The organism is Pseudoalteromonas sp. SG45-2, assembly GCF_014164115.1.
GTDB lineage: Bacteria > Pseudomonadota > Gammaproteobacteria > Enterobacterales > Alteromonadaceae > Pseudoalteromonas > Pseudoalteromonas distincta.
The window spans coordinates 77,798-102,290 of sequence record NZ_JACJEO010000020.1 but is presented as its reverse complement, the minus strand read 5'-3'; the positions used below and the strand labels follow the sequence as shown (position 1 = coordinate 102,290).

Sequence of the window (24,493 nt, the reverse complement as noted above, 5' to 3'; positions counted from 1 at the left end):
GATTATATCAACGGATATTACAACAACGTTAGGCCGCATCATTATAATGCCGGTTTAGCGCCAAATGAATCTGAGGTTAGATATCAAGATTCTAAAACTGTGGCCAAATTTTATTGACCACTACAGTTGAAGGTGTTTGGTGTAACAACTATTTTTTTTACCTTTCTACGTTTTTCATGATCCCGCTTTAAATACTCAACCAATCCACCTTTAATCTCAGCTTCATTAAAAAATTTCTTACTTGTAATACGTAACTCTAAATCAATACTCTCACTTTCAAGCCAAAGGTAAAGGACAGATAACTCTCGAAGATTACGAACAAGTGTATTTGGGCTTAATGACCGACGACTTATAATAAATTCATTAGGAGCAGGAATAGGCATGCCGTTACTATCAAGTAGCAATGGAAGTAAATCCCCTGATTCATGTGTAATAATTTCTACTTTCATAATCTCTCCTAGCTTTAAACTAAAGATAGTAGAAAACAGATAACTTTACAATATATTTACTATACGATTTTTTATATTTACTTTTTATTCAATAATAAAAAAGCCTCTCTAAAATTAACATTTAAAAGAGGCTTTAACTTCAATCTATTTCTTTGTTTTATAAGTACTAAATCTAATTACAAATTAAATTAACTTAACACTAATAACTTTATATCATTTAGAACGGGATATCGTCATCAAAATCAATGGTTGGTTCCATTGGGTTTGATGCACCACCTTGCGGAGCACTTTGTGGTTTAGGAGCGAAACCACCTTGCTGCTGCGGTGCACTATTTTGTTGTGGTGCAAAGCCGCCTTGCGGCTGGTATTGATTACTTTGCTGCTGTGGTGCTGGAGCCGGTTTTGGCTGCGCTGCAGGTGCTGCTTGCTGTTGTGGAGCATAACCACCTTGTTGCTGGTTATTTTGGCCTTGATTATTTTGACCGTAACCACCGCTTTGTTGAGCACTTTGCGCTTGATTACCTTGGTAACCTCCACCTTGTGATTGATTACCTTGGTAACCACCACTTTGTTGATCGCCACCACGTGCGCCTAACATTTGCATTTGACCAGTAAAGCCATCTACAACTATTTCTGTAGTGTATTTTTCTTGGCCTTGTTGATCGGTCCACTTACGTGTTTGAAGTTTACCTTCAACATAAATTTGTGAACCTTTACGACAATATTCACCAACAATTTCAGCTAACTTGCCAAAAAATACAACACGGTGCCACTCAGTTTTATCAACCATTTGGCCAGTGTTCTTATCTTTATAGCTATCCGAAGTTGCTAGGGTAATATTTGCTACACCGTTGCCGTTAGGCATATAACGAACTTCAGGATCTTGCCCTAAATTACCAACCAAAATTACTTTGTTCACACCGCGTGCCATGGAACCATCTCCTATAAATGTTAGATTAAACCAGCGACTTTACGCGCTTGGTCTAGGTCAAATTCTTTATCATTAATCTTTAAATAGCTGCGACTTTCATCGCGAACTACAGTTGCTTCTATTACACCTGGTAAAGCAACTAACTGAGAAGCAAGTACTTGAGCATGCTCTTCAGAATCTAATTTGGTCATTAAACTAATAACTTTACTTTTGGGTGGGACTTGCATTTTCCACGCAATAATAAGCCATATTAACCCAACAAGTGCCGCTGCCGCAAACACAGCTTGCGTCGTTGTAGTTTGTGCTACATAGCCACCTAACATACCGCCTAAAAAGGCCCCTAAAAACTGACTAGATGAGTAGCCACCCATTGCTGAACCTTTTTGGCTTGCAGGTGCTATTCGCGATACAAGCGCAGGCATAGTGGCTTCTAAAAAGTTAAACGCCACAAAATAAAGCAGCATACACACAGCAATGCCTACTACACTATTAACCCATACCGACATTGCTAACATACTAATAGTTAACAAGGCTACCGAGCCAATAAATGCTTGTTTTTCTTTCTCTTTTTTAATGGCCACAATCATTATTGGTACCATTAATAAAAATGCTAAAAATAGCACTGGAATATACAAATACCAGTGATGGTCGGCAACCAAGCCATCTTTAATTAATTGACTCGGCAGTACCACAAAAATTGTGGTTAGCGTTAAATGCAATAACAATACACCTGCATTTAATCGTGCTAACTGAGGGTGTTTAATTAATTTTTTAATGTCGCTGAAGCTTGCTAATGTATCGCCTTTGGGCGCTTTATTTACCGCCTTTGGCACTAGCATGGTCACTATAAATATACCAAAGACAGCTAAAATAGCAGTCAACCAAAATACACCTGCAATACCCCACGAAGCGGCGACAATTGGCCCAAGTAACATAGCAAAGGCAAAGCTCATTCCTATGCTCATACCAATAACGGCCATTACTTTTGGTCGTTGCTCATCGCGGCTTAAATCTGAAGCAAACGCGAGTAGCGCACTGGCTATTGCGCCCATACCTTGTAAAGCACGGCCTACGGTAACCATTTGGATAGAGTCAGCTAATGCAGCAACTACAGAGCCAATAGCAAATACAACTAAGCCACCAACAATAACCTTTTTACGACCAATCTTATCGGATAATCGACCCATAGGTATTTGTAGTACAGCTTGCGTTAAACCATACGCACCAATGGCAAAACCAATCCAAATAGGCGAAAAACCTTCAAGCGATTGTCCATAAATAGCCAATACAGGCATCAGCATAAACAAGCCGAGCATTCTAAATGCAAACACACTCGCCAGTGATACAGCGGCGCGTTTTTCTCGTGAATTAAGTGAAGATGCGGTCATTATCTGCGTGATCTTACTCTATGAAAAATTGAGGTTGGGATTCTACCATAAGCTTGGCAATAATTAATCGCCTATAAGTAAGGATTTTTCATTGATCAAGGATTAATATTGCTTCGTATTATGCGATACTGAGTAAATAATTTTGGTAACAAACGAGATAGCATGGAAAACATTGAAGTCCGAGGCGCCCGAACGCACAATTTAAAAGACATCAGCCTAACCATCCCACGTGATAAATTAATAGTTATTACGGGTCTATCTGGTTCGGGGAAGTCATCACTTGCATTTGATACGCTTTATGCAGAAGGACAACGCCGATATGTTGAATCACTCTCTGCGTACGCAAGACAATTTTTATCGCTCATGGAAAAGCCTGATGTGGATCACATCGAAGGCCTCTCTCCTGCCATTTCTATTGAGCAAAAGTCAACGTCTCATAACCCGCGTTCAACCGTAGGTACTATTACCGAAATTTACGATTATTTACGACTTATGTTTGCCCGCGTCGGCGAACCACGATGTCCTACACATGATTTACCACTTGCTGCGCAAACCGTTAGCCAAATGGTAGATACTGTTTTGGCTCTACCTGAGGGCAGTAAATTAATGCTGCTTGCGCCAATAGTAAAAGAGCGTAAAGGTGAGCATGTTAAGTTATTAGAACAGCTATCTAGCCAAGGTTACATTCGCGCCCGTATAGACGGTGAAGTATGTGACTTGTCTGATCCACCAACGCTTGAGCTTCATAAAAAACATACAATAGAAGTTGTTGTAGACAGATTTAAAGTAAAAGATGGCTTACAACAACGCTTAGCAGAATCGTTCGAAACTGCACTTGAAATGTCTAATGGTGTTGCACATGTAGCATACATGGACGATAGCAGCGCTGAAGAGATTCTATTTTCAGCAAATTTTGCCTGCCCTACTTGTGGCTATGCAATGACTGAACTTGAGCCGCGTTTGTTTTCGTTTAATAACCCAGCTGGTGCTTGTCAAACCTGTGATGGCTTAGGTATACGTCAATATTTTGATCCTAATCGCGTAGTGCATAACCCAGAGTTAAGCCTTGCTGGCGGTGCAATTAAAGGCTGGGATAAACGCAGCTTTTATTACTATCAAATGCTGCAAGCGGTTGCGGATCATTACAATTTTGATTTAGACGTGCCTTATCAAGATTTAGACAGCGAATCGAAAAAAATTATTTTAGATGGCTCTGGTAGCACTAAAATTGCGTTTAATTACCGTAACGACCGTGGCGATTTAATTACGCGTAACCATGAGTTTGAAGGCGTTTTAAATAACATGAATCGCCGCTACCGCGAGACCGAGTCAAACTCTGTACGCGAAGAACTTGCTAAATACCAAACAAGCCAAGCGTGTCCTAGCTGTCATGGCTCGCGCTTACGCGAAGAATCTCGAAATGTATTTATTGGACAAACCAACTTACCTGCAATCACATGCATGAGTATTGGTGAAGCCATGAAATTTTTTGAAGGTTTAGAGTTAACCGGACAAAAAGGCCAAATAGCTGAAAAAATATTAAAAGAAATTCGCGACCGCTTATCGTTTTTAATTAACGTTGGCCTAAATTATTTATCACTTGAACGTAGCGCCGATACATTATCAGGTGGTGAGGCTCAACGTATCCGCTTAGCCAGTCAAATTGGTGCCGGTCTTGTAGGTGTAATGTACGTACTAGATGAGCCATCTATTGGATTACATCAACGCGATAACGACCGTTTATTACAAACATTGGTCCATTTGCGCGACTTAGGTAACACCGTTATTGTGGTAGAGCACGATGAAGATGCTATTCGTGCTGCAGATCATATTATTGATATTGGCCCAGGTGCGGGTGTTCATGGTGGGCATATTATTGCTCAAGGTACGCGCGACGATATTTTAGCAAGCAAAGAGTCTGTTACGGGCCAATTTTTATCAGGCGTACGTAAAATAGAAATACCAAAAGAGCGTCACCCAACGAACGACAAATGGCTAGAGCTATTTGGCGCAACGGGTAATAACCTTAAAAATGTGGATTTAAAAATCCCATTTGGTTTAATGACCTGTGTGACAGGTGTATCGGGCTCAGGTAAATCAACGCTAATAAACGATACTTTATTTAAACTTGCTCATACAGAGCTAAATGGCGCAACCACTGCCGAAGCGGCACCGTATAAATCAATTAGCGGTTTAGATCATTTTGATAAAGTGATCGATATTGATCAAAGCCCAATTGGTCGTACTCCTCGTTCAAATCCGGCAACCTACACAGGTATATTTACCGGTATTCGTGAGTTATTTGCAGGCACACAAGAAGCGCGCTCACGTGGCTACAAAGTAGGTCGCTTTAGCTTTAACGTTAAAGGCGGACGCTGTGAAGCGTGCCAAGGTGACGGCTTAATTAAAGTTGAAATGCACTTTTTACCTGATGTGTATGTACCGTGTGATGTATGTAAGAGCAAACGCTATAACCGCGAAACGCTCGAAGTCCAATACAAAGGTAAAAACATACACCAAGTACTTGAGATGACTGTTGAAGACGCGCATGAGTATTTTGACAAAATACCGGCTATTGCCCGCAAGCTTAAAACCTTAATGGACGTTGGTTTATCGTATGTCCGCTTAGGTCAAGCCGCTACCACGCTTTCAGGTGGTGAGGCGCAACGTGTAAAACTAGCACGCGAGCTATCAAAGCGTGATACTGGTAAAACACTCTACATATTAGATGAGCCAACAACAGGCTTACACTTTGCTGATATTGAACAGCTGCTTGTTGTATTACATCGCCTGCGCGATCACGGCAATACAATTGTTGTTATTGAGCACAACCTCGATGTTATTAAAACAGCAGACTGGGTTATCGATTTAGGACCTGAAGGCGGTGCTGGCGGTGGTGAAATACTCATTGCAGGCACACCAGAAGAAGTAGCCGAATGTGAGCGTTCACATACAGGGCATTACTTAAAACCTCTATTAAATAAATAGAGGTTAAGTTGTGACAAATCAATCGGCATTAAAGTTATTTAACCGTCGAGATTACACCTAATTAAAAATGGCGAGAAGACTCACTTCTCGCTATTTTTTTGCTCTAACTTTTCATTTATCAACATAATACCAATCCGCAATAATACTTAATCATTTTGCGGGGCTAAACGTGTCGCTACCTGTGTTAAAAAATTCTCATTTAGACAAAATCGAAAATGCTATTAAAGAAAAACAACACACCGCTGCAAATTTAACCTCGAAAGATAAACAGGCCCTAGTCGTTCCAACTTATCTGTATTATTTGCATGTCTTTATATTTTGATGCTGTAAAGAAAATCTGATTGTTATCACTAATAAAAAATGCGATAGGTTTAAAATCTACATGTACATCTTGTACTGTTTTATCTTCTAAATTAAGCCGAGCAACTCTTGAAATTGCATCAGAGTAGTAAAGGTAATTTCCATTAATGGCAAAAATTTGTGCTTGTCGCGCGTCTTTAGGCAATTCCCAACTCTGTTTATTTGATAATTTAATTAACTGATTATTAGTAATTGCATAATTAGTACCGTCAGCGCCTGAAATTAATTTGTTGGCTTTAATATCCTCTAATATAGTTGTGTCTCGCGTTAATAAATTAAACTGAGCAAATAGGTTTTCTGAACCACTTCGCTCTAAATAAATTATACTTTCATTATCTTTAGACCATACATAGTTTAGTATTTTTCGCCCTTTAAACTCAGCTATGGTATAGAGTTTGTTCGACATAACGTCAAAAAATGCAATATCGCTATTAACTCTTAATAAAACACGATCTTGCTTACTCGATACTCTTAGCCCGCCAATAGCAAAGGTAGATTTCCCTTCATAAGTAAAGTTACTAAGTTGCTTTGTAAGTCCATTTTGAGATAACCACAACTGACTGCTGCCAGAGCGCTCGGATACAAAAATATGCGCTAGCCCTTTCTCATTAATGACTTCTACAATATGGTAGTCGTCTTCATCACTTTTGTAGAGTGCTTCATACTCAGGAACATCGTTAAAAAGACTAGTCGCTTTAATTAACGAAAAGGTTTGTGTTTTATTTGCTGAGTAAAAGAGGCTATTAGCAGATTGAACTGCAATATAATAAGGTGAAATTGCTGGGGTAACCGTTAGTGTGCGTTTATTAATATTATTTTCATCAAACACAATGGTTGAAAGGTCAGAGGCTTCAAAAACAATCACGCCTTTATCGTCTGCAAGCCAGTCAAACGCGAAGCTAATTATGCTTTTCTTTGCTTTAAATAACCGCTTGGTTTCATGGGTCTCAAAGTTATAGCTAAATACAGAAAAAGGCTTACCCTTTTGACTAAGTATATATGCTATTTTATTACCTGAAGAAGATAAGCGCGGCATTATTACGCCATACATTACACCTGGTGGTGGAATAACAATGGACTCTTTTTGTAACTCTAAATCAAATTTATATAAACCTGAGCCATCTTGCTCATTTTTATATTCAGTGTAATAAATATATTCACTATTTTCGTCTACTTGTGCGTAGCCGGTGTATCTAAGGTCACACTTTTTAATTAATGTAGCCTCACCAACAATAGGAAACTGGCTTAAATCAACCAGTACCATTTCGCACTGCTGTTGTTTTAAGTTTGTAGCTTGTATAAGTACTGCGTGCTGATTTAACTGCCACGATAAAATAGATACTTGAAAGCCAGGATAGGTAATTTCAACCTCCCTTTGATCAGATAGTCGCTTTACAAATGCATGCATTACGTCATTTTCAGGTTCAACATTTGTATAAGCTAAATATTGTTTATCTGAGGACATCTCAGGGTGAACCTCACTGCCTATATTCCATGTGCTTGCTACCTTATTAACCGTGATCTGTTTAATCTTTTCGCTAGAAGGTGCATTAATAAAAAACAACCCAAACCATACTAAAGAGCACAGGCAAATAATGACGAGTAAAGAATAAATCAAAAAATTTTTACTATTCTTTTTTTGAACTGGTTGAGAAGTAGTTGCAGTAGCTATCTCTTCATTTTTGGCAGAAATACCCGGTGAGTCAGGCAAAATGTTTACAGGCTCTTTCAAAACGTTTGCTTGCGTTAAACGCTCAGGTATTACTGTTAGGCTATATCCTTTACGGTAATGCGTTTTTAAAAGCGGCGCTTTTTCAATTGGGTGGGCAAGCTGCTTTCTTAACTCTGAGATTGCACGGTTAATCGCATTATCATCAACAAAGCTCTGTTGCCACACACTCTCAATAAGCTCTTGGCGGGAAACAATTTGTTGAGGCTTGTCTATAAAGTGAAGTAATAGCTTTACTAAAAGTGGATCTAATTCCCTTTCTAAATGGTTTGAAGTAATCACACAGCGATTACTAATAAATTGCCAAGGTCCGATTTGATAATTCATAGTTTTTACGTATTTTTATTTTTATAAACCGTATCACATCTACACTTTCTTTTATAGAAAAAGCATTTTAAACCTTATATTAGCATTATAAGGTTTAAGGCTAACCCTCTAAATTAAAACAATTATTTAATTTAAAAACCTTATCTATTAATTGCTCATAACTAGATAAGCGACTCTCAATAAATTCAGCGATATTCTTTAAACCGTCATCAACAAGCAGCTTAGTAAAAAATCATTTGTGATTCTAAATTGGCTGCAATTAAAAATATAAAAGGTTTAATTATGAATAGCACAATGAAAAAAGTACTACCGGCTTTACTACTAGCAACTGCTTTTAATACAACTTCAGTTATTGCAGCTGACGCTAAACAACACACCGTTCAAAGTAATTTTAATCAATGCATAATTGGTGAAAGCGTAGAGGCGATTAACCCAGTTAATAAAAAGCAGCAAGAAACAAACAACATAGACGCCACTGAGTCTTTAAAAAGTAATGTTGATACACAAACGTTACTTTCTTCGATAGATGAAAAAATATCAGCTGAGCTTGACTCTTCAATGAGCAAAATAAACTCGCAAATTGATAAAAACCTTTCAAAGTTAACATCCTCAATCACTGCATATTTCAGCACTGTGTTATCGAACTAAAAACAATAAAATTAAAAGTTACATAAAGGAATTATCATGAAAAAATTCACAAAAAAATTAGTATCTGCCAGCGTATTACTTAGCTGTAGTCTTTTAGCAAATACAGCACAGGCCCAAAGCTCTGTATGGCAAGTAAGCAATGGTAATGACTCACTATTTATTGGCGGTACAGTTCACATACTACCTAAAGCTGAAATGCCACTACCCGCTGAGTTTAACCATGCTTATGAACAAGCGGATACAATTATTTTAGAAGCACCGATAACTGACCCAGTCGACACTAATGCGCAAATGCAAATGTTAGGCGCACTATCGTATACAAATAACGAAACGTTAAGTCAAAAACTAGAACCCGAGATTAAGGCATCACTTGAAAATAAGCTTAACGAGTTTGGCGCTAACCTCGCTAAGTTAGATGGCTTTCGCCCTGCTATGGTTGGTATTGTTTTAATGTCGATGGAGCTTCAAAAGCAAAATTTAATGGGTGAAGGGGTTGATGCTTATTTTACTAAAAAAGCGACTGAAGATAACAAAACAAAAAATTACTTAGAAACAATGGAATTTCAGTTAGAGCTTTTTAAAAAAATGGGTCAAGGCAACGAAAACGATTTCATTAAACGTAACTTAGCCGAGCTTCACAACTATGGCGATATGTTTAAAGGACTTTTAGCTGCCTGGCGCAAAGGTGATACAGACACCCTAAATAAAGTAGCACTTGAAGATATGCAGCAAAATGATCCGAATAGCTACAAACAAATCATTACAGATAGAAATAATGATTGGTTACCAAAAGTAGAAGCCATGTTTAACAACGACAAAAATGAGTTTGTACTTGTTGGAGTTGCCCATCTTGCAGGACAAGATAGTTTACTTACCTTACTTGAAAATAAGGGCTATAAAGTTTCTTTAGTTGATATTGATAGCACGGCAGATATAAAAGTAAGAGGGGCTGAATAATGGATAAAACAGACAAACTAGCTATATCGCTACTGTTTCTATTTGGGTCCATCATGTTGATATGTGCTATATAAAAAATGCCGCTAACAAGCGGCATTTTTTTATTTTAATAAACTTACCCGCGAGGAATAAAACCAAGCGCATCGTATACCGATTTCAATGTTTTCTCAGCACGAACACTTGCTTTTTCAGCACCTGACTTCATTATGCCATCAAGTAGGTTTTGATCTTCTCTGATCTCTTTAAAGCGTGCTTGAATTGGCTCAATCATATTTACAACTGCATCTGCTGTATCTTTCTTTAAATGGCCATACATTTTATCTTCATACTCAGGAACTAGGTCTTCAATTGAGCGCTTAGTTGCAACACTCAATAAAGTAAGCAAGTTTGATACGCCAGGCTTTTCTGTGCGATCAAAATAAATACGTGCTTGTTCATCTGAATCAGTTACTGCTTTTTTAAGCTTTTTCACAATTTGCTTAGGCTCATCTAATAACATGATGTAACCATTTGGGTTTTCGTCAGACTTAGACATTTTTTTAAGTGGATCTTGCAAGCTCATTACGCGTGCACCAAACTCAGGGATGTACGGCTCTGGTAATTTAAATACGTCGCCATATAAATTATTAAAGCGTGTGGCTATATCGCGAGTCAGCTCTAAGTGTTGCTTTTGATCATCCCCTACTGGTACTTGATCAGCTTGGTATAATAAAATATCTGCAGCTTGCAATACCGGATATGAAAATAAGCCCACGTTTACGTTATTTGCGTGCTTAGATGACTTGTCTTTAAACTGAGTCATTCGATTAAGCTCACCCATTTGCGCGTAACAATTTAATACCCACGCTAATTGTGCGTGCTCAGGTACTTGCGATTGTACAAATAACGCAGATTTTTCAGGATCAATGCCACATGCCGCGTAAAGAGCAATACCATCTAACACTCGAGAGCGCAGTAATTCAGGCTCTTGGCGAACCGTAATAGCGTGTAAGTCTACTAACATAAAGAAACTTTCGTGGTCTTCCTGTAACTTTAGCCACTGGTTAATAGCGCCAACATAGTTGCCTATTGTCATACCACCGGTTGGCTGAATGCCGCTTAAAACTACTGGTTTACTCATGATTTTCCTTTATTTTGCTTAATGAATAATATTTAACGCTGCGTTAGAACAGGTATTATATCTAAGAAGTTATCGCATAGGTACTGCGGATTATAATCCTCAAGACTTTCACCTTGGTTATAGCCATAACTAAGTGCAATTACGTCTATATTAGCGGCTTTAGCTGCAAGTATATCGCTTTTAGAATCACCTATCATTATTGCTTTATTAGGCTCCGCATTTAGTTTTTTGCAGGCAAATAGCAATGGTTCTGGCGATGGTTTTTTTGCCATGTCGTCACCGCATACAACCACATCAAAATGACTCGTTAGTGCCAATTTTTCGAGTAGTTTCTCTGTAAAAATTCGAGACTTATTAGTGATTAATGCTTTAGGCATACCGCGAAGTGCTGCAAGCCCTGTTTCTACATGTTGGTACAAAACACTATACTCACCAACTTGTTGTTCATAATACTTATAGAACTGTAATATTGCTTTGCCACTAAGTGACTCATCTAAATTTTCACTCACTTGCATATCGCCACTCAAAGCGCGTTTTACAAGGACTTCAACACCATTACCAACCCAACTTTCAACCAAGCGTTGACTAACAATAGGAAAAGCAAAATCGCTCAAGGTTAAATTAATAGCGATATACAAGTCGTAAACGCTATCAACCAAAGTACCATCTAAATCAAATAAGGCGACATCGTACTTCATTACTTAACACTTCCAAGCTGCTCACGCATTTGATCAATCACCACTTTGTAATCAGGTTGATTAAAAATAGCTGAGCCTGCAACAAACATATCAGCACCCGCTCGAGCCGCTGCTGCAATATTATCGACCTTAATACCACCATCAACCTCTAAGCGAATATCTCGGCCTGATTCAATAATACGCTGTTTGGCTTGGCGTAATTTTTCAAGCGTATGAGGGATAAAGCTTTGCCCGCCAAACCCAGGATTTACCGACATTAGTAAAATGGTATCTAGCTTATCAATAACATGATCTAAATAACTTAGGCTTGTTGCTGGGTTAAACACTAAGCCTGCTTTACAGCCGTGATCTTTAATTAACTGTATTGTACGATCGACGTGCTCACTGGCTTCAGGATGAAAAGTAATAATAGAAGCACCAGCCTCAGCAAATAAAGGTATTATGCTATCTACAGGCTTAACCATTAAATGTACGTCGATAGGAGCTGTAATACCGTAATCTCTTAGTGCTTTACACACCATAGGACCAATTGTGAGATTAGGTACATAGTGATTATCCATTACATCAAAGTGAACCACATCAGCACCCGCTTCGAGAACTTTATCAACATCTTCGCCTAGCTTTGCAAAATCAGCAGACAAAATAGAAGGGGCTATTAAATATTTTTGCTCTGGGTTAAACATGATTAACTCCATCAATAAATAGTGTATTGCGTTAATGTAACTTAATTGAAGATGTTACCCAAGTAATATGGCGTAATAGCCCCCATTTTAGGTAACTTTAAGTTTGATATTTAACCAGTATTTGCTATGATTAAAAAAGTAACAAATTATTGGATTTCATCATGCGTGCTTTTAAAATTGGGATATTAATTGCGTCGGCATTACTGCTTATCGGGGCGTTTAGCTTTGGTTCAAGCTCTGAGCAAGAATTAAGCTCAGTGAGTAATTGTCATAATACACAAGTGGTAAGTGCTCAAAACACTTTAACTGCGTGTATTAAAGCTGAAGAAGAGTCATCATGGTTTTCGTGGTTAACTGGCGATAGCCGTAGTGCTCAGTTTCATTACCTTGATTTACTGGAACTACTTACTAGTTCTGAAGATTCTAAAAACACTCCTTCTTTAAAACCTTTATTTTAAATAATGCTACAATTTTTTAGCGCGTTGCAAAGTGTGCTAGCTGCATTTTTTGGTGTTCAGTCTGAAAATAAACGCCAAGTCGATTTTAAACAACATTCCCCTTTATCCATCATTTTAATTGCGATTGTACTATTTGTTGCTTTTGTTATCGCAATTTACGCAGTGGTTGCTTGGGTGCTAAATACATAGCCATCAACTCGTCAACTTTATTTCTAGAGCCACCTTTGGGGCTAATAGTGCGCTTTACTTGAATTTGTTCAAGCGATGCTTGGCTATAAATTTTACGCGTCCACACGGTATCGTGGTTTGAAATAAGCACAGGTGTGTTATTTTCAAATGCGGCTTGTTCTGCCAAATTAGCTAAGTTAGCCTGATCATCTAAATTAAACCCCCCTTTTGCGTAAGACGTAAAAGAAGCCGTTTTACTTAATGGTACATAAGGTGGGTCGCAATAAATAACAGCATTGTTAGGCACTAACTTAAAAACGTCATCGTAATCTAAACAAGTGAACGTTGCTTTTTGTGCTTTTTCAGCAAAAAAATACATTTCTTTTTCAGGAAAGTAAGGCTTTTTATACTTACCAAAAGGCACATTAAAAATGCCTTTTAAATTATACCTACACAGTCCGTTGTAACCATGGCGGTTCATGTATAAAAACAAGATTGAACGTTCGTATACATCACGGCTTTGATTAAACTGCACACGATATTCGTAATACGCATCTGCGTGATTATTCAAATCAACAAATAGCTTTTTAGCGTCACTAATAAGCTCATCTGGAGAGCTTTTAAGCTCTTTATATAAGTTAATTAAGTCTGCATTGATATCATTGAGGATATAGTGCTTAAAGTCACTATTTAAAAACACAGAGCCTGCACCAACAAAAGGTTCAACCAAAGTATCAGCATGCTTGCTAGCTTGGTTTAATCGCGCATTAATGTTTTCAACTAGGCTGTATTTTCCGCCGGCCCATTTAAGGAAGGCTCTACTTTTTTGCTGCATTGGCTCTTTACTTCAATCTGGTGTTGCGCGATTTTACACTAAAGCAGTGTGTTTTACTGATCAACGACTGCTATTTCTTGCTTTATTTTACTAATTTTTTTATAGAAAGGTTTATTTTTTCTAACCTCAGGGGGTAAAGTATCCATTGCTGATTTTGCCTCGTTTATACTCTCAAAGCTGCCAAATGTAACAACCCACCATATTTGATTATTTCGCTTCGTTTGGTAAGAATGTGCTTGCTGCTGTAGATTGAATTGAGCAATGAAATTATCGCGAACTTCCTGCTGAGTTACCGCTAATAATTGAATAACACTATTTGTATCTGCTTGCTGCATGTACCAAATATTATCTTGGCTTATCTGAGTTTGCTCTGCTGTATTTACTTTCTCTACTTTTAGAGCTTTAGATACAACTTCACCTGCTTCACTGCTTTTGTTTTTAACGCTATTATCAATAGCATTGTCTAATACCTTGACGGTATTTGCAGGTTCGGTAAGACTTTGCATGATAGCAGGCACATCATTAATGTGTACGCTCTCTGGCTCAATATCTGGCTCAATATCTGGCTCAACTACTTCAGGGTCATTTAAGGTAACTACTGACTCATTTTGCTTTATAACCGGCTCACTTACTTGCTCTACAGATATTGCTGTATTTAGGACTTGCGCTTCTTCCTGCTGATAATATTGTTGCCACCACTGCGTCATATCAGACTTATAAAGCAGACCAATAATTAAAAGCATAATTAACAACATCAAAATCAATAAGTGCAATCGCCAAGATACTTTATCTTTAACGATAATATCGGCTATGTGCTCACTAGGTTGCCAAGCAAGCAATAAGCTGGGATTACCATGAGCCTCGGCTAAAAAAGTACTAAAAACAGGGTCTTCATCATAAGGTAAATCAGTAAAGTACCACTGCAATAACATCTTGCTTTCTCGAAGCGTCAGTGGCTCCAAGTAAATTTCGACAGCATCATTTAAAGCAAGTTTAGACTGTGATGCAATTATGATATACAACGTATTAGGGCTATTTTTAGAAAGCAGCTCAAGCTCAATTAGTATCTCTTCAGATAATTGCCTACCGCCATCAAGCACCCATAAACAAGGTCCGCACTGCTGTTGCTCAAGCAGCTGGTAATAGTTTTCAGGTAAACTTAAATTATGATCAACTAAAGGGGAATTAAAGCTTTGCTCTAATAAATCGCTCATTAGCTGAGCGTCAGTCATTTGTGCACTTACTTGCACAAACGCTTTATTAAAGTCATTGTATTTATCTGTAATGAAGGTTTCGAGCATATAACTTTTACCTAGCCCCGATGTGCCAAGTAAAACTATTAAATTTTGTCCGTACTCAAATTGCAGTGCGATTCTATCCACCAAAGCCGCACGGCTTGGTAAAATTTGTGACTGCATTTACTGCTCGATTAAGTCTCTAACTTGGTCATCAGAAACATCATCAACTAATGCACACTGGCCAAATTGGGTAGGTAGAATAAAGCGTATAGTGCCTCTTTTATTCTTTTTGTCTTTACGCATATGCGTTAGGAACTGCTCACTAGTCATTTGCTTTGGAATTTCTGTTGGTAAATTATATAGCTCAAGCAGCTTAATAATTCGATCAACTTCACTTGCGCTTAAATCTTGGCGTGTCTTGGCAAGTTTAGCTGCTAATACCATGCCTGTTGCAACAGCTTCGCCATGTAACCAAACGCCGTAGCCCATTTCTGCCTCAATTGCATGGGCAAATGTATGACCTAAGTTTAATAAAGCACGTAAACCATGCTCTTTTTCATCTTGCGCAACTATAAGCGCTTTTATTTCACAACATCTAAAAATAATATGCTGTAAGCACGTTTCATCTAGTTGCTGCAAATTAGCTACGTTTCGCTCTAAGTATGCAAATAATTCGGTATCGTAAATCAGACCATACTTAATTACTTCAGCCATACCTGCTGCAAACTCTCTTGCTGGTAGGGTGTGTAATGTTTGTGTATCAATAAAAACCGCTTGAGGCTGATAAAATGCCCCTATCATATTTTTACCTAAAGGATGATTTACTGCCGTTTTACCACCTACCGATGAATCAACCTGTGAAAGCACTGTCGTTGGTATTTGAATAAACGGTACGCCGCGCTGATAACACGCTGCTACAAAACCAGTTAGATCACCTATAACACCGCCACCTAACGCAATTAAACACGTATCTCGGCCACAGTTATTTTGTAGTAAAAATGCTGATATTTTTTCAAACCATTCAAGTGATTTATATTGTTCACCGTCAGGAATAATAAAAGATAGCGGATTTTGATCTGCTAATGAGTCAAGTAACGCTTGTAAATATAAAGGCGCTATTGTGTCATTAGTAATGATGATAGGCCGACAATCACCAATGTGGTGAACCAGGCGGCCATTATCTTGAAGTGCAGATTGCCCAATAAAAATAGGATAACTTCGCTCGTCCAAATTAACTGTTAATTTAAGCATGCTTAGTTATTTCCTTATTATTGGTTTTTAAAAATCTAATTTCTCGATGATTTGGTTAGCAACAACTTTAGCGCTTTGCTCATCGGTACGTACAACAAAATCGGCAACTTCTTTGTATAGGGGCTCGCGTTCTTCTGCTAAGCGCTCTAGTACGTTACGAGGTGCTTCTTCAGTTTGCAGTAATGGGCGACGCTTGTCGCGTTGCGTGCGTGCAACTTGCTTTTCTATAGGTGTCTCTAGGTATACAACGATACCTCGAGCCGAAAGCTTGTTTCGAACTTCTTTGCTCATTACTGAACCACCACCGGTAGCAAGTACAATACCTTGCATCTCGGTTAAATCGCCAATAACAGACTCTTCTCGAAGTCTAAAGCCTTCTTCACCTTCAAGATCGAATACCCATGCAATATCTGCACCTGTGCGGCGTTCGATTTCTTGATCAGAATCAACAAATTCAAGGTGTAATTGGTCAGCGATGTGACGACCAATCGTGCTTTTGCCAGCCCCCATGGGGCCAACTAGAAATATATTACGTTTCTCAGCCATATCTTTTAGTACAAACAAACTCTAAAATTTGAAATAAAACCCCGCCTAACGACCTGGCCCCAAAATTAAGGAGGGGATTATCTCAGTAATTGCAGGGGTATTTCAAGTCAATTAGAATAAAAAGCCATATAACGAGCAATTAATCTAAATAATCACCCGTTGGTTAACATAAAACCACTGTATTTTAATCAATTTGTATTTTCGGTGTCACGAAAATAAGTAATTCACGCTTTTCATTAAACTCACTTGTGGTTTTAAATAGTCTTCCTACGTAAGGAATGTCACCTAAAATTGGCACTTTACTCGTAGTATTAATGATTTGCTGTTGGAAAATACCACCGAGTACTACGGTTTGGCCATTCTCGACTAACACTTGTGTTTGAATTTCTTGAGTATCAATAGACACCGCTTCACCAGTACCTGTTTGTACAGTATCACCACGTGTATCTTGAGTAATAATTAAATCTAGAATTACTTTATTATCAGGTGTGATATGAGGTGTAACTTCTAAGCTCAGTACCGCTTTTTTAAAGCTTACGGTAGTAGCACCGCTTGAAGCTGACTCAGTATAAGGAATTTCAGTACCTTGCTCTATTCGGGCTTTTTGCTGATTAGCCGCTATGATACGTGGACTAGCAATAATCTCACCTTTATTCTCTTCTTCAAGCGCACTTAGCTCTAAATCAATCAGCGTGCCGTTAGCCAGTTTTGCTATGTGTAAGCCAATGCTAGCCGCAGGGTTAGTGATAGGTAAATTTACATTTAATCGGTCTGAAATACTTGGTGCATCTGAAGTAGATGTCGCATTATAAATACCTTCTGCGCCTTCAAGAGAGCCTGAAATACCAACACTACTGCCTTGGTCACTAAAGCCCCAACGTACGCCTAAGTCTTCAGTAACGTTATCGCGTACCGTTACCATTCGAGATTCGATTACAACCTGCTGCACTGGAATATCGAGCGTTTCTATCATCCGGCGAATGTTTTCTATACTCTTTACAGTATCTTTTACCAACAAAGTATTTGTACGTTGATCAACAGATACACTACCACGGGCAGTTATAATACTGTTTGTATCTGTTTTTAATAGATCAGCAAAATTTTCGGCTTTAGCATAGTTTAATCGGATGTATTCACTATATAGGGGCTCTAAGTCTTCAACTTGCTGTTTAGCTTTTAAGTCTTTGGCTTCACGTGCTGCAAGTTCTTCTGCAGGCGCTACCATTAATATAGAGCCATCCATGCGCTTATCTAGCCCTTTAATACGTAGTACTACGTCAAGCGCTTGATCCCACGGTACACCATCTAGGCGCAGCGTTATATTGCCCGTTACTGAATCACTGGTTACTAAGTTAAAGTCGTTGTAACCCGCGATAATTTGCAGTGCTGCACGCACAGAGATATCTTGAAAATTTAAGGTCATAGGGCGACCTTGATACTCAACCCCACCATCTAAGTACGCATTTTGCGTTTCATCTTTTTCTACTGTCAACGTTAAAATATTATCTATTTGCTGATACGTAAACGTGAACTGAGCATTAGGTTCGATAACAACACGACTTAAACCATCTTCTTTAAAAGTCTCGATATTACTTACAACAGTTCCAAAATCTAATACATCTAATTCATAAAGTAGATCGTCTAAAATATCGGTGTGATGAAAGTCAGCGTAAATTTTCCCGCCACTTTCATGGACTTCAATTGCAGCTTGAGTGTCTTGTAAAAATACAAGTACTTTTGCTTCACCCTTCTCACCACGTCTAAAATCAATTGACTGGATACGGTTAATGTAATTTCCACTTACATCACCTGAGTCCATCACTACATCTTCATTTTCAGATTCTGTAAGAGGGTTATCAGAGACACGTATCGATACTAAATTATTATGAACTTCAGTCTCATAAATTTTTAATCTATCTAAGTTTACCGTTACCTTTAAACCACTGTTAGTTAAAACATTAGTAACACTGCTAATTCCAGCTTGATTAACTTCAACATCATTTAAACCAACTTCTAACTCTGCAGAATCAAAAAACATTTCGATTCGGGCTGGGCTATTAAACACTTGAACTTTTGGTTCAAAGGTTAACTCTTCATCAAAAACAAGCTGTAATTCAGTTTCGCCTTTAAGTAATGGATTATAACGAACATCATAAAGCAATGGCCCAGCTATGGCTGAGTTTACAGTGACTAAAGCAACAGCAGCCAGTAATGTCCGTGAAATACGATGAAGCCAAAGTACATCCTTATGCATCCTATTTTTACCTTTTTTATTATTAATTTGCGCCATCTGTTGCCGCCTCTAACATTTCTAATTTCGTCAGGCGCTCTTTCCAACAGCCAGACCCATCAGGGATTAATTCCACTAATTCTATATAGTCGTTGCTTACTCTTTTTACTTTGCCATCATAACTTCCAAGATAATTCCCTACCGTTACGCGGTGCAAAGTGTCATCTGTTGCTGTAATTAATGCCCATATTTGTCCACTAGAGCCAATTGTGCCTTTCATTGCTAAATTATCTAGCGGGTATTTCTCTAACGGTTCGCGGCGACGCTCTTGATCTGGGTGCAAACAGTTTTTTACCTGCGTTAGTTTATTTTGAATAATCTCAGGCTGAGGCGCTACAAACGGGCTACGTAGCTGACCAGCACTGTACTCAAATATTTCAAACTTTGTCAGTTCAGGAATCGTCTCAACCTTTGGTGTGGTGCTTGCTTTTACCTGATCAATAAATTCTTTTTGCTCAGAAGTGTCATCATTACAACCAGCTAAAACAAATGCTATAGCTAAAGGTACTACGCGAAGGAGTTTCATTTTTTAATCCCTTCTTCATAACGATATGTTTTTGCAACAACACTGAATGTTAACTGTTTATCGCCCGATGATAAAATAGAAAAGTCATGTAAGCTTACAATTCGGGGTAACTGGGCCACTTTACCTACAAACTCACCAAACTCATGGTAGCTACCTATTACTTCGATTTTAATAGGCAGCTCGGTATAAAATTCTTTTTCAACTTCTGGCAGCCAACCTATTTTTAAAAAAGTCAGACCACTCGTTGTCCCAACATATGATAAATCATCAAGTAAACCAGGAGTTTCATTCGAAGTGGGTAGACGCTTTAATAGCTGTGAAAACTTATCTTCCATTTCAATCATTTGTTGACGATATATTTCAAGCTTGCTCGCTACTGCATACTTAGTTCGATAAGTTGTTCGTAGTTCAACTTCTTTTGCCACGGCACTATGGTAGCTGTCAATTTCATCAGAAACTAATAGGCTATAACTAAAAAACAATACAAGGCCCGCAACAAATGTGCAGCAAATTGCTTTAACAGCAATTGGCCAATCACCAATGTTATCAAGCTCTATTTCATTCCAATCAATTTCACTCAGTGCTTTAAAATCAAGGTTCATCGCTAACCTCACCAATTTTATCAAATGGTTTTACATAAAATTCCATATTAAAATCACTAAGTAAACGCGAAGATTGATCGCCTGCAACAATGCCCTGCATTGAAGGATTCTCTAGTAAATATGAGCTTTGTACTTGGCGGAGCATTGTTGATAGACGATTATTAGATTCACTACGTCCTAAAACATGTATTTGGCTGCCTTTGCGCTCCAGTTTTGTTAAATAAACACCACCTGGCACTATTTTGGCAACTTCATCCATTATTTGCGTACCCAAGTTACGGCTGCTTTGCAATTCTTCAATGAGCCTCATACGCTGTTGTAAATTTTCCTTTCTTTTATCTAAGCTTCGTATTTCACTTATTTTTTTATCTAGCATGCTAATTTCTGAGCTTAAATAATTATTCTTTAAGTTTTGACCGTCTTTTAAGGCACTATAAAAAGAGCTTAATAAATACATACTTGCAAAACAAAGTATAACGACACCAACAAGTATAGTTACAAATTTCTTTTTCGATTCTTCGCGTTGTGATTCACGCCAAGGCAGTAGATTTATATGTGGCATGTTGAAAAACTCCTTAATGCCAACCCTGTTGCAATTGCAAACTGCGTTTTGTGACGCTGCATTATATTACGGTCTACCTTTGGGGAAATTTCCATATTTACAAAAGGCTCTGCAACAACTGAGTGGATACCGAGTTCTTCAATAAGCAATCGGTCGATACCTTTTATCATCGATGTACCGCCCGTTAATACAATATAATCTATTTGCTCTTTACCACTGGTTGTTAAAAACATTTGCACAGCTCTGCGAACTTGTTGAAGTAACGAAGTTTGAAAAGGGGCTAATACTTCAAAGGTATAGTTTGGCGGTAAATCACCTGATGTTTTGCCTATTTCGGCTTCATCAAAGCCTTTATTATAATAAGCAACAATACTATTTGTATATTGATCGCCACCAAAAACTTGGTCACGGGTATAAATGGTTTCCCCAGCTTGCACAACACTCACAAGCATTAAAACTGCGCCAATATCGACCACAGCCACACACTTATTAAATGCATCGCTAGGTAATTGTTGATAGTAAACGTCCATAGCACGGCTCAATGCGTAGCTTTCTACATCTACTATTTTGGCCTCTAAATTTGCGGCTTCTAAAGCGCCCACCCGTGCTTCAACACTCTCAGTACGAGCAGCCGAAAGCAAAACATTCATTTTGCTAGGATCGGCCTCATTCGTCGAAAGCTTCTCAAAATCGAGGCTCACTTCATCAAGTGGGTAAGGGATTAAACTATCAGCTTCAATTTCAATTTGCGATTCAAGTTCAGCATCTGTTAACGATACATCCATGAAGATCACTTTTGTAATAACTGTTTGGCCAGAAACAGCCACTGCAGCAGATTTTAACGACTTCGGTAATTTTTTTCTTAATTTTGTAATAACGTTACCAATCGCTTCAATATCTTGGATTGTGCGCTCACTCATCGCACCTTTTGGCATCGGCTCAATTGCAAGTGCTTCTAGTCGAAATCCAGTTTCAATTTCACGTAAAAGCACCGCTTTGATAGAGTGCGATCCAATATCAATTCCTACCATCATCGGGGACGGTTTTTGAAATAGTTGACTTAGCATGTTTCAACTTGGCCTTTGTTTTAATAATAAACAAGTTATAATTTTTATCTGAAAAAATATTATTCATTTTTTAATCAATATATACTAGCAGTCAAAACTCGCAATTGGGAGTCCATTTAGGGAAATATAAGTGATTTTATTAAAACGAACTTTACAATTTTTTATCATTTGTGTGTTAATTGGTCTGATCACTTTGGTCAGTCTTTATTACTACGTTAAACCTGATATCCCCAGTGTGCAAGTTTTAAAAGACGTGCAATTACAAACTCCTATGCAAGTATTCACAAAAGATGGGCTTTTAATCAATCAATTTGGTGAAAAGCGTCGTATTCCAGTGACTATTGATGAAATTCCTCAAACACTCATTAATGCATTTTTAGCGACAGAAGATAATCGATTTTACGATCATATAGGCATAGATCCTATAGGTATTGTGCGTTCGGCTATTGTTCTTATATCTACCGGCGAGAAAAAACAAGGCGCAAGTACTATTACTATGCAGCTTGCTCGTAATTTCTTTTTAACTCGCGAAAAAGCATATATTCGTAAAGTTAAAGAAATATTTATAGCGCTACATATTGAAGGTGTATTAACAAAAGACGAAATTTTAGAGCTTTACCTTAATAAAATAGAATTAGGTAATCGCGCTTTTGGTATTGGTGCTGCAGCACAAGTTTATTACGGTAAGGAGTTAAAAGATTTAACACTTGCACAAATGGCGATGATTGCAGGTTTACCGAAGGCCCCTTCAGCTTTAAACCCAATTCGTAACCCAACGCGTGCAAAAGCACGCCGAAATGTTGTTTTAGGGCGTTTATTAACTGAAAATTATATTACTCAAGAAGAATATAACGAAGCAACGAGCCAACCTATCACCGCTTATTTTCATGGTGCTGAAATAAATTTATACGCCCCGTATATTTCTGAAATGGTGCGCGCTGAAATGGTCTCGCGTTATGGAATAGATAAAGCTTACAACTCAGGTTTTAAAATTTTCACCTCGGTAGAGTCTAAAGTTCAAAAAGCAGCGCAAAACGCACTTGTAAATAACTTACATAATTACGATATGCGCCATGGTTTTAGAGGACCAACAGATGTTTTATGGGACCCTGAAACACAACCTGCTTTAACTGAGCAACAAATACTCAATAAATTACAAAGCGTAAATGAGTTGGGTACTTTGAAAGCAGCAGCCGTGCTTAGTGTTAATGATAAAACAGCGTCGGTATTACTTAAAAGTGGCGAGCGCACAACTCTTACTTGGGATAACTTAAAATGGGCGCGTAAATATATTACTCGTTACCGCCAAAGTTTTGCTCCAAAAGCAGCTACAGATATTTTAACGCCAGGAATGCAAATATGGGTGCGTAAAAATGAAGATGACAGCTACTTACTAAGCCAAATACCAGAAGCATCAAGTGCTATTGTGTCACTCGACCCACAAGATGGCAGAATTAAAGCTATTGTAGGTGGTTACAGCTTTGAGCAAAGTCAATATAACCGAGCGGTACAAGCAAAGCGTCAAGTAGGTTCTAATATAAAACCTTTTATATATTCAGCAGCACTTGAAAAAGGTTACACGCTTGCGTCTATATTAAACGATGCTCCTATAAACCAATGGGATAAAAGCCAAGGCGTAGCATGGCGTCCCAAAAACAGTCCTGCTGTATATAATGGTCCGATAAGAATTCGCCGTGCTTTAGCACAATCTAAAAACGTTATTTCGGTGCGCTTACTACGCGGCGTTGGATTACAACGTACAGCTGATCATTTATTAAAGTTTGGCTTTAAAGATTCAGACATTAATCGCAGTGAATCACTAGCACTGGGTAGTGCTTCCATTACTCCACTTGAACTTGCTCGTGGCATGAGCGCATTTGCCAATGGTGGCCACTTAATTGAACCTTACTTTATTTCAGAAATTCAAGATGCTTACGGTAATGTATTGTTCAAAGCAAACCCTGCCCTTGCCTGTGACGAAGAGTCTTTACCAACACATAATGAATTCTCACTTCATAATAGTAGTGATGAAGTGAAGCCAACAAAAAAATGTGCACCGAGAATTATTTCTAAGCAGAATGCTTTTTTAATTGCTGATGCAATGCACAGTGGTATTTGGGGCGGCGGTAGTTGGGCCCATAAAACGGGTTGGAGTGGTACAGGTTGGCGCGCACAAGCTTTAGAACGTCGTGACCTTTCGGGTAAAACAGGCACAACTAACGATTCTGTAGACACCTGGTTTAGTGGCTTTAACAGTAAAGTAATGACTTCTGTGTGGGTGGGCTTTGATAACCCAGGTAACGCTCTTGGCCGTTCTACGTACAATAACAACTTAGATAGCAACCAAATATCTGGTGCTGAATCGGGGGCTAAAACAGCGCAGCCTGCATGGATTGAATTTATGAAAGCCGCACTTGAGGGAACACCTGAAGCGCCAATTGAGCCACCTGAGGGGCTTGTTTCGATTCGTATTGATTTAGCCACTGGTTTGCTAAGCCACAAAAATGACTACACCAGCCGCTTTGAATACTTCGAAAAAGGCACTGCACCGACAAAGTATGTGCTATCTCAGCCAAACGATATATTTGAAGAAGACACAAAAACCGAAGAAGAGCTATTTTAATAATATCTCTGTAATACAAAAAACGGCAGCTTATTTAAGCTGCCGTTTT

At 38.4% G+C, this 24,493-nt stretch carries 22 protein-coding genes; 6 read left to right on the top strand and 16 right to left on the bottom strand.

The features are described 5' to 3' along the window. Nucleotides 1–110: 110 nt before the first annotated feature. The 3 genes from H5116_RS15110 to H5116_RS15100 all read right to left on the bottom strand — a co-directional run bounded on the left by H5116_RS15110 (nucleotide 111) and on the right by H5116_RS15100 (nucleotide 2,768). The gene (locus H5116_RS15110; protein WP_182716541.1) at nucleotides 111–449 is read right to left on the bottom strand and encodes a hypothetical protein; all 339 of its coding nucleotides are present in this window, start codon (nucleotides 447–449) and stop codon (nucleotides 111–113) included. A 217-nt stretch (nucleotides 450–666) separates the two neighbouring features. Continuing rightward, nucleotides 667–1,380: a single-stranded DNA-binding protein gene (ssb, locus tag H5116_RS15105; protein ID WP_182712142.1), complete on the bottom strand. Its 714-nt coding sequence runs from the start codon at nucleotides 1,378–1,380 to the stop codon at nucleotides 667–669. Nucleotides 1,381–1,400: 20 nt separating this feature from the next. Next, on the bottom strand, nucleotides 1,401–2,768 hold the full coding sequence (locus H5116_RS15100; RefSeq protein ID WP_149602041.1) for an MFS transporter: 1,368 nt from the start codon (nucleotides 2,766–2,768) through the stop codon (nucleotides 1,401–1,403). Between the two features lie 162 nt (nucleotides 2,769–2,930). On the opposite strand from H5116_RS15100, the gene uvrA reads away from it, so the two are divergent. Beyond that, complete coding sequence (uvrA, locus tag H5116_RS15095) at nucleotides 2,931–5,756, top strand: excinuclease ABC subunit UvrA (RefSeq protein ID WP_182716540.1); 2,826 nt, start codon at nucleotides 2,931–2,933, stop codon at nucleotides 5,754–5,756. A gap of 274 nt (nucleotides 5,757–6,030) precedes the next feature. Here the strand turns inward: uvrA and H5116_RS15090 are convergent, their stop codons facing one another. Then, on the bottom strand, nucleotides 6,031–8,172 hold the full coding sequence (locus H5116_RS15090) for a transcriptional regulator (RefSeq protein WP_182716539.1): 2,142 nt from the start codon (nucleotides 8,170–8,172) through the stop codon (nucleotides 6,031–6,033). 282 nt (nucleotides 8,173–8,454) lie between these two features. Here H5116_RS15090 and H5116_RS15085 point away from each other — a divergent pair, with 282 nt between their 5' ends. Further along, entirely contained in the window at nucleotides 8,455–8,820 is a 366-nt protein-coding gene (locus H5116_RS15085) for a hypothetical protein (protein ID WP_182692805.1), read from the top strand. 36 nt (nucleotides 8,821–8,856) lie between these two features. Beyond that, nucleotides 8,857–9,777 carry a TraB/GumN family protein gene (locus H5116_RS15080; protein ID WP_182716538.1) on the top strand — a complete coding sequence of 307 codons (921 nt, stop codon included), beginning with the start codon at nucleotides 8,857–8,859 and terminating at the stop codon, nucleotides 9,775–9,777. A gap of 115 nt (nucleotides 9,778–9,892) precedes the next feature. On the opposite strand, the gene trpS is transcribed toward H5116_RS15080, so the two are convergent. The 3 genes from trpS to rpe are packed head-to-tail and all read right to left on the bottom strand — an operon-like array spanning nucleotide 9,893 to nucleotide 12,278. Then, nucleotides 9,893–10,897 carry a tryptophan--tRNA ligase gene (gene trpS, locus H5116_RS15075; RefSeq protein ID WP_002958388.1) on the bottom strand — a complete coding sequence of 335 codons (1,005 nt, stop codon included), beginning with the start codon at nucleotides 10,895–10,897 and terminating at the stop codon, nucleotides 9,893–9,895. Between the two features lie 32 nt (nucleotides 10,898–10,929). Then, the gene (locus H5116_RS15070) at nucleotides 10,930–11,595 is read right to left on the bottom strand and encodes a phosphoglycolate phosphatase (protein ID WP_182671050.1); all 666 of its coding nucleotides are present in this window, start codon (nucleotides 11,593–11,595) and stop codon (nucleotides 10,930–10,932) included. Beyond that, nucleotides 11,595–12,278 (bottom strand): ribulose-phosphate 3-epimerase, encoded by a 684-nt coding sequence (gene rpe, locus H5116_RS15065; protein WP_002958386.1) that lies wholly within the window; start codon nucleotides 12,276–12,278, stop codon nucleotides 11,595–11,597. Before rpe ends, H5116_RS15070 begins: the two co-directional genes overlap by 1 nt. A 161-nt stretch (nucleotides 12,279–12,439) precedes the next feature. Between rpe and H5116_RS15060 the strand changes: the two genes are divergently transcribed. Both H5116_RS15060 and H5116_RS15055 read left to right on the top strand, forming a co-directional pair. Beyond that, nucleotides 12,440–12,736 carry a hypothetical protein gene (locus H5116_RS15060; protein WP_024596024.1) on the top strand — a complete coding sequence of 99 codons (297 nt, stop codon included), beginning with the start codon at nucleotides 12,440–12,442 and terminating at the stop codon, nucleotides 12,734–12,736. Between the two features lie 3 nt (nucleotides 12,737–12,739). Beyond that, nucleotides 12,740–12,925, top strand: coding sequence for a DUF2970 domain-containing protein (locus H5116_RS15055; protein WP_002958384.1), 186 nt, complete (start codon nucleotides 12,740–12,742; stop codon nucleotides 12,923–12,925). On the opposite strand, the gene H5116_RS15050 is transcribed toward H5116_RS15055, so the two are convergent. The 9 genes from H5116_RS15050 to H5116_RS15010 form a co-directional block, all read right to left on the bottom strand. Beyond that, a complete protein-coding gene (locus H5116_RS15050; protein WP_002958383.1) occupies nucleotides 12,882–13,739 on the bottom strand; it encodes a Dam family site-specific DNA-(adenine-N6)-methyltransferase in 858 nt (285 codons plus the stop codon). The genes H5116_RS15055 and H5116_RS15050 overlap by 44 nt on opposite strands. Before the next feature lie 53 nt (nucleotides 13,740–13,792). Continuing rightward, complete coding sequence (locus H5116_RS15045; RefSeq protein WP_182716537.1) at nucleotides 13,793–15,157, bottom strand: SPOR domain-containing protein; 1,365 nt, start codon at nucleotides 15,155–15,157, stop codon at nucleotides 13,793–13,795. Beyond that, nucleotides 15,158–16,228, bottom strand: a complete 1,071-nt coding sequence (aroB, locus tag H5116_RS15040) for a 3-dehydroquinate synthase (protein WP_182716536.1) — start codon at nucleotides 16,226–16,228, stop codon at nucleotides 15,158–15,160. Between the two features lie 27 nt (nucleotides 16,229–16,255). Continuing rightward, nucleotides 16,256–16,774, bottom strand: a complete 519-nt coding sequence (gene aroK / locus H5116_RS15035) for a shikimate kinase AroK (protein WP_004589350.1) — start codon at nucleotides 16,772–16,774, stop codon at nucleotides 16,256–16,258. Nucleotides 16,775–16,958: 184 nt separating this feature from the next. After that, nucleotides 16,959–19,064: a type IV pilus secretin PilQ gene (locus H5116_RS15030; protein ID WP_182716535.1), complete on the bottom strand. Its 2,106-nt coding sequence runs from the start codon at nucleotides 19,062–19,064 to the stop codon at nucleotides 16,959–16,961. Next, complete coding sequence (locus tag H5116_RS15025; RefSeq protein ID WP_002958378.1) at nucleotides 19,051–19,590, bottom strand: pilus assembly protein PilP; 540 nt, start codon at nucleotides 19,588–19,590, stop codon at nucleotides 19,051–19,053. The genes H5116_RS15030 and H5116_RS15025 overlap by 14 nt, the downstream gene beginning before the upstream one ends. Next, nucleotides 19,587–20,192: a type 4a pilus biogenesis protein PilO gene (locus tag H5116_RS15020; protein WP_182716534.1), complete on the bottom strand. Its 606-nt coding sequence runs from the start codon at nucleotides 20,190–20,192 to the stop codon at nucleotides 19,587–19,589. The genes H5116_RS15025 and H5116_RS15020 overlap by 4 nt, the downstream gene beginning before the upstream one ends. Further along, nucleotides 20,182–20,754: a PilN domain-containing protein gene (locus H5116_RS15015; RefSeq protein WP_002958376.1), complete on the bottom strand. Its 573-nt coding sequence runs from the start codon at nucleotides 20,752–20,754 to the stop codon at nucleotides 20,182–20,184. The genes H5116_RS15020 and H5116_RS15015 overlap by 11 nt, the downstream gene beginning before the upstream one ends. After that, nucleotides 20,742–21,821 (bottom strand): pilus assembly protein PilM, encoded by a 1,080-nt coding sequence (locus tag H5116_RS15010; protein WP_024596029.1) that lies wholly within the window; start codon nucleotides 21,819–21,821, stop codon nucleotides 20,742–20,744. The genes H5116_RS15015 and H5116_RS15010 overlap by 13 nt, the downstream gene beginning before the upstream one ends. Before the next feature lie 130 nt (nucleotides 21,822–21,951). Here H5116_RS15010 and H5116_RS15005 point away from each other — a divergent pair, with 130 nt between their 5' ends. Further along, entirely contained in the window at nucleotides 21,952–24,444 is a 2,493-nt protein-coding gene (locus H5116_RS15005; RefSeq protein WP_182716533.1) for a penicillin-binding protein 1A, read from the top strand. The last annotated feature ends 49 nt before the right edge of the window (nucleotides 24,445–24,493 follow it).

Coding starts and splice junctions, on each gene's coding strand:
- H5116_RS15030 (WP_182716535.1), bottom strand. CDS start 19,064: ATGGCGCAAATTAATAATAAAAAAGGTAAAAATAGGATGCATAAGGAT.
- H5116_RS15015 (WP_002958376.1), bottom strand. CDS start 20,754: ATGCCACATATAAATCTACTGCCTTGGCGTGAATCACAACGCGAAGAA.
- H5116_RS15080 (WP_182716538.1), top strand. CDS start 8,857: ATGAAAAAATTCACAAAAAAATTAGTATCTGCCAGCGTATTACTTAGC.
- H5116_RS15100 (WP_149602041.1), bottom strand. CDS start 2,768: ATGACCGCATCTTCACTTAATTCACGAGAAAAACGCGCCGCTGTATCA.
- H5116_RS15025 (WP_002958378.1), bottom strand. CDS start 19,590: ATGAAACTCCTTCGCGTAGTACCTTTAGCTATAGCATTTGTTTTAGCT.
- ssb (WP_182712142.1), bottom strand. CDS start 1,380: ATGGCACGCGGTGTGAACAAAGTAATTTTGGTTGGTAATTTAGGGCAA.
- aroK (WP_004589350.1), bottom strand. CDS start 16,774: ATGGCTGAGAAACGTAATATATTTCTAGTTGGCCCCATGGGGGCTGGC.
- rpe (WP_002958386.1), bottom strand. CDS start 12,278: ATGTTTAACCCAGAGCAAAAATATTTAATAGCCCCTTCTATTTTGTCT.
- H5116_RS15010 (WP_024596029.1), bottom strand. CDS start 21,821: ATGCTAAGTCAACTATTTCAAAAACCGTCCCCGATGATGGTAGGAATT.
- H5116_RS15070 (WP_182671050.1), bottom strand. CDS start 11,595: ATGAAGTACGATGTCGCCTTATTTGATTTAGATGGTACTTTGGTTGAT.
- H5116_RS15110 (WP_182716541.1), bottom strand. CDS start 449: ATGAAAGTAGAAATTATTACACATGAATCAGGGGATTTACTTCCATTG.
- trpS (WP_002958388.1), bottom strand. CDS start 10,897: ATGAGTAAACCAGTAGTTTTAAGCGGCATTCAGCCAACCGGTGGTATG.
- H5116_RS15050 (WP_002958383.1), bottom strand. CDS start 13,739: ATGCAGCAAAAAAGTAGAGCCTTCCTTAAATGGGCCGGCGGAAAATAC.
- H5116_RS15045 (WP_182716537.1), bottom strand. CDS start 15,157: ATGCAGTCACAAATTTTACCAAGCCGTGCGGCTTTGGTGGATAGAATC.
- H5116_RS15020 (WP_182716534.1), bottom strand. CDS start 20,192: ATGAACCTTGATTTTAAAGCACTGAGTGAAATTGATTGGAATGAAATA.
- H5116_RS15060 (WP_024596024.1), top strand. CDS start 12,440: ATGCGTGCTTTTAAAATTGGGATATTAATTGCGTCGGCATTACTGCTT.
- aroB (WP_182716536.1), bottom strand. CDS start 16,228: ATGCTTAAATTAACAGTTAATTTGGACGAGCGAAGTTATCCTATTTTT.
- H5116_RS15090 (WP_182716539.1), bottom strand. CDS start 8,172: ATGAATTATCAAATCGGACCTTGGCAATTTATTAGTAATCGCTGTGTG.
- H5116_RS15055 (WP_002958384.1), top strand. CDS start 12,740: ATGCTACAATTTTTTAGCGCGTTGCAAAGTGTGCTAGCTGCATTTTTT.
- H5116_RS15085 (WP_182692805.1), top strand. CDS start 8,455: ATGAATAGCACAATGAAAAAAGTACTACCGGCTTTACTACTAGCAACT.
- uvrA (WP_182716540.1), top strand. CDS start 2,931: ATGGAAAACATTGAAGTCCGAGGCGCCCGAACGCACAATTTAAAAGAC.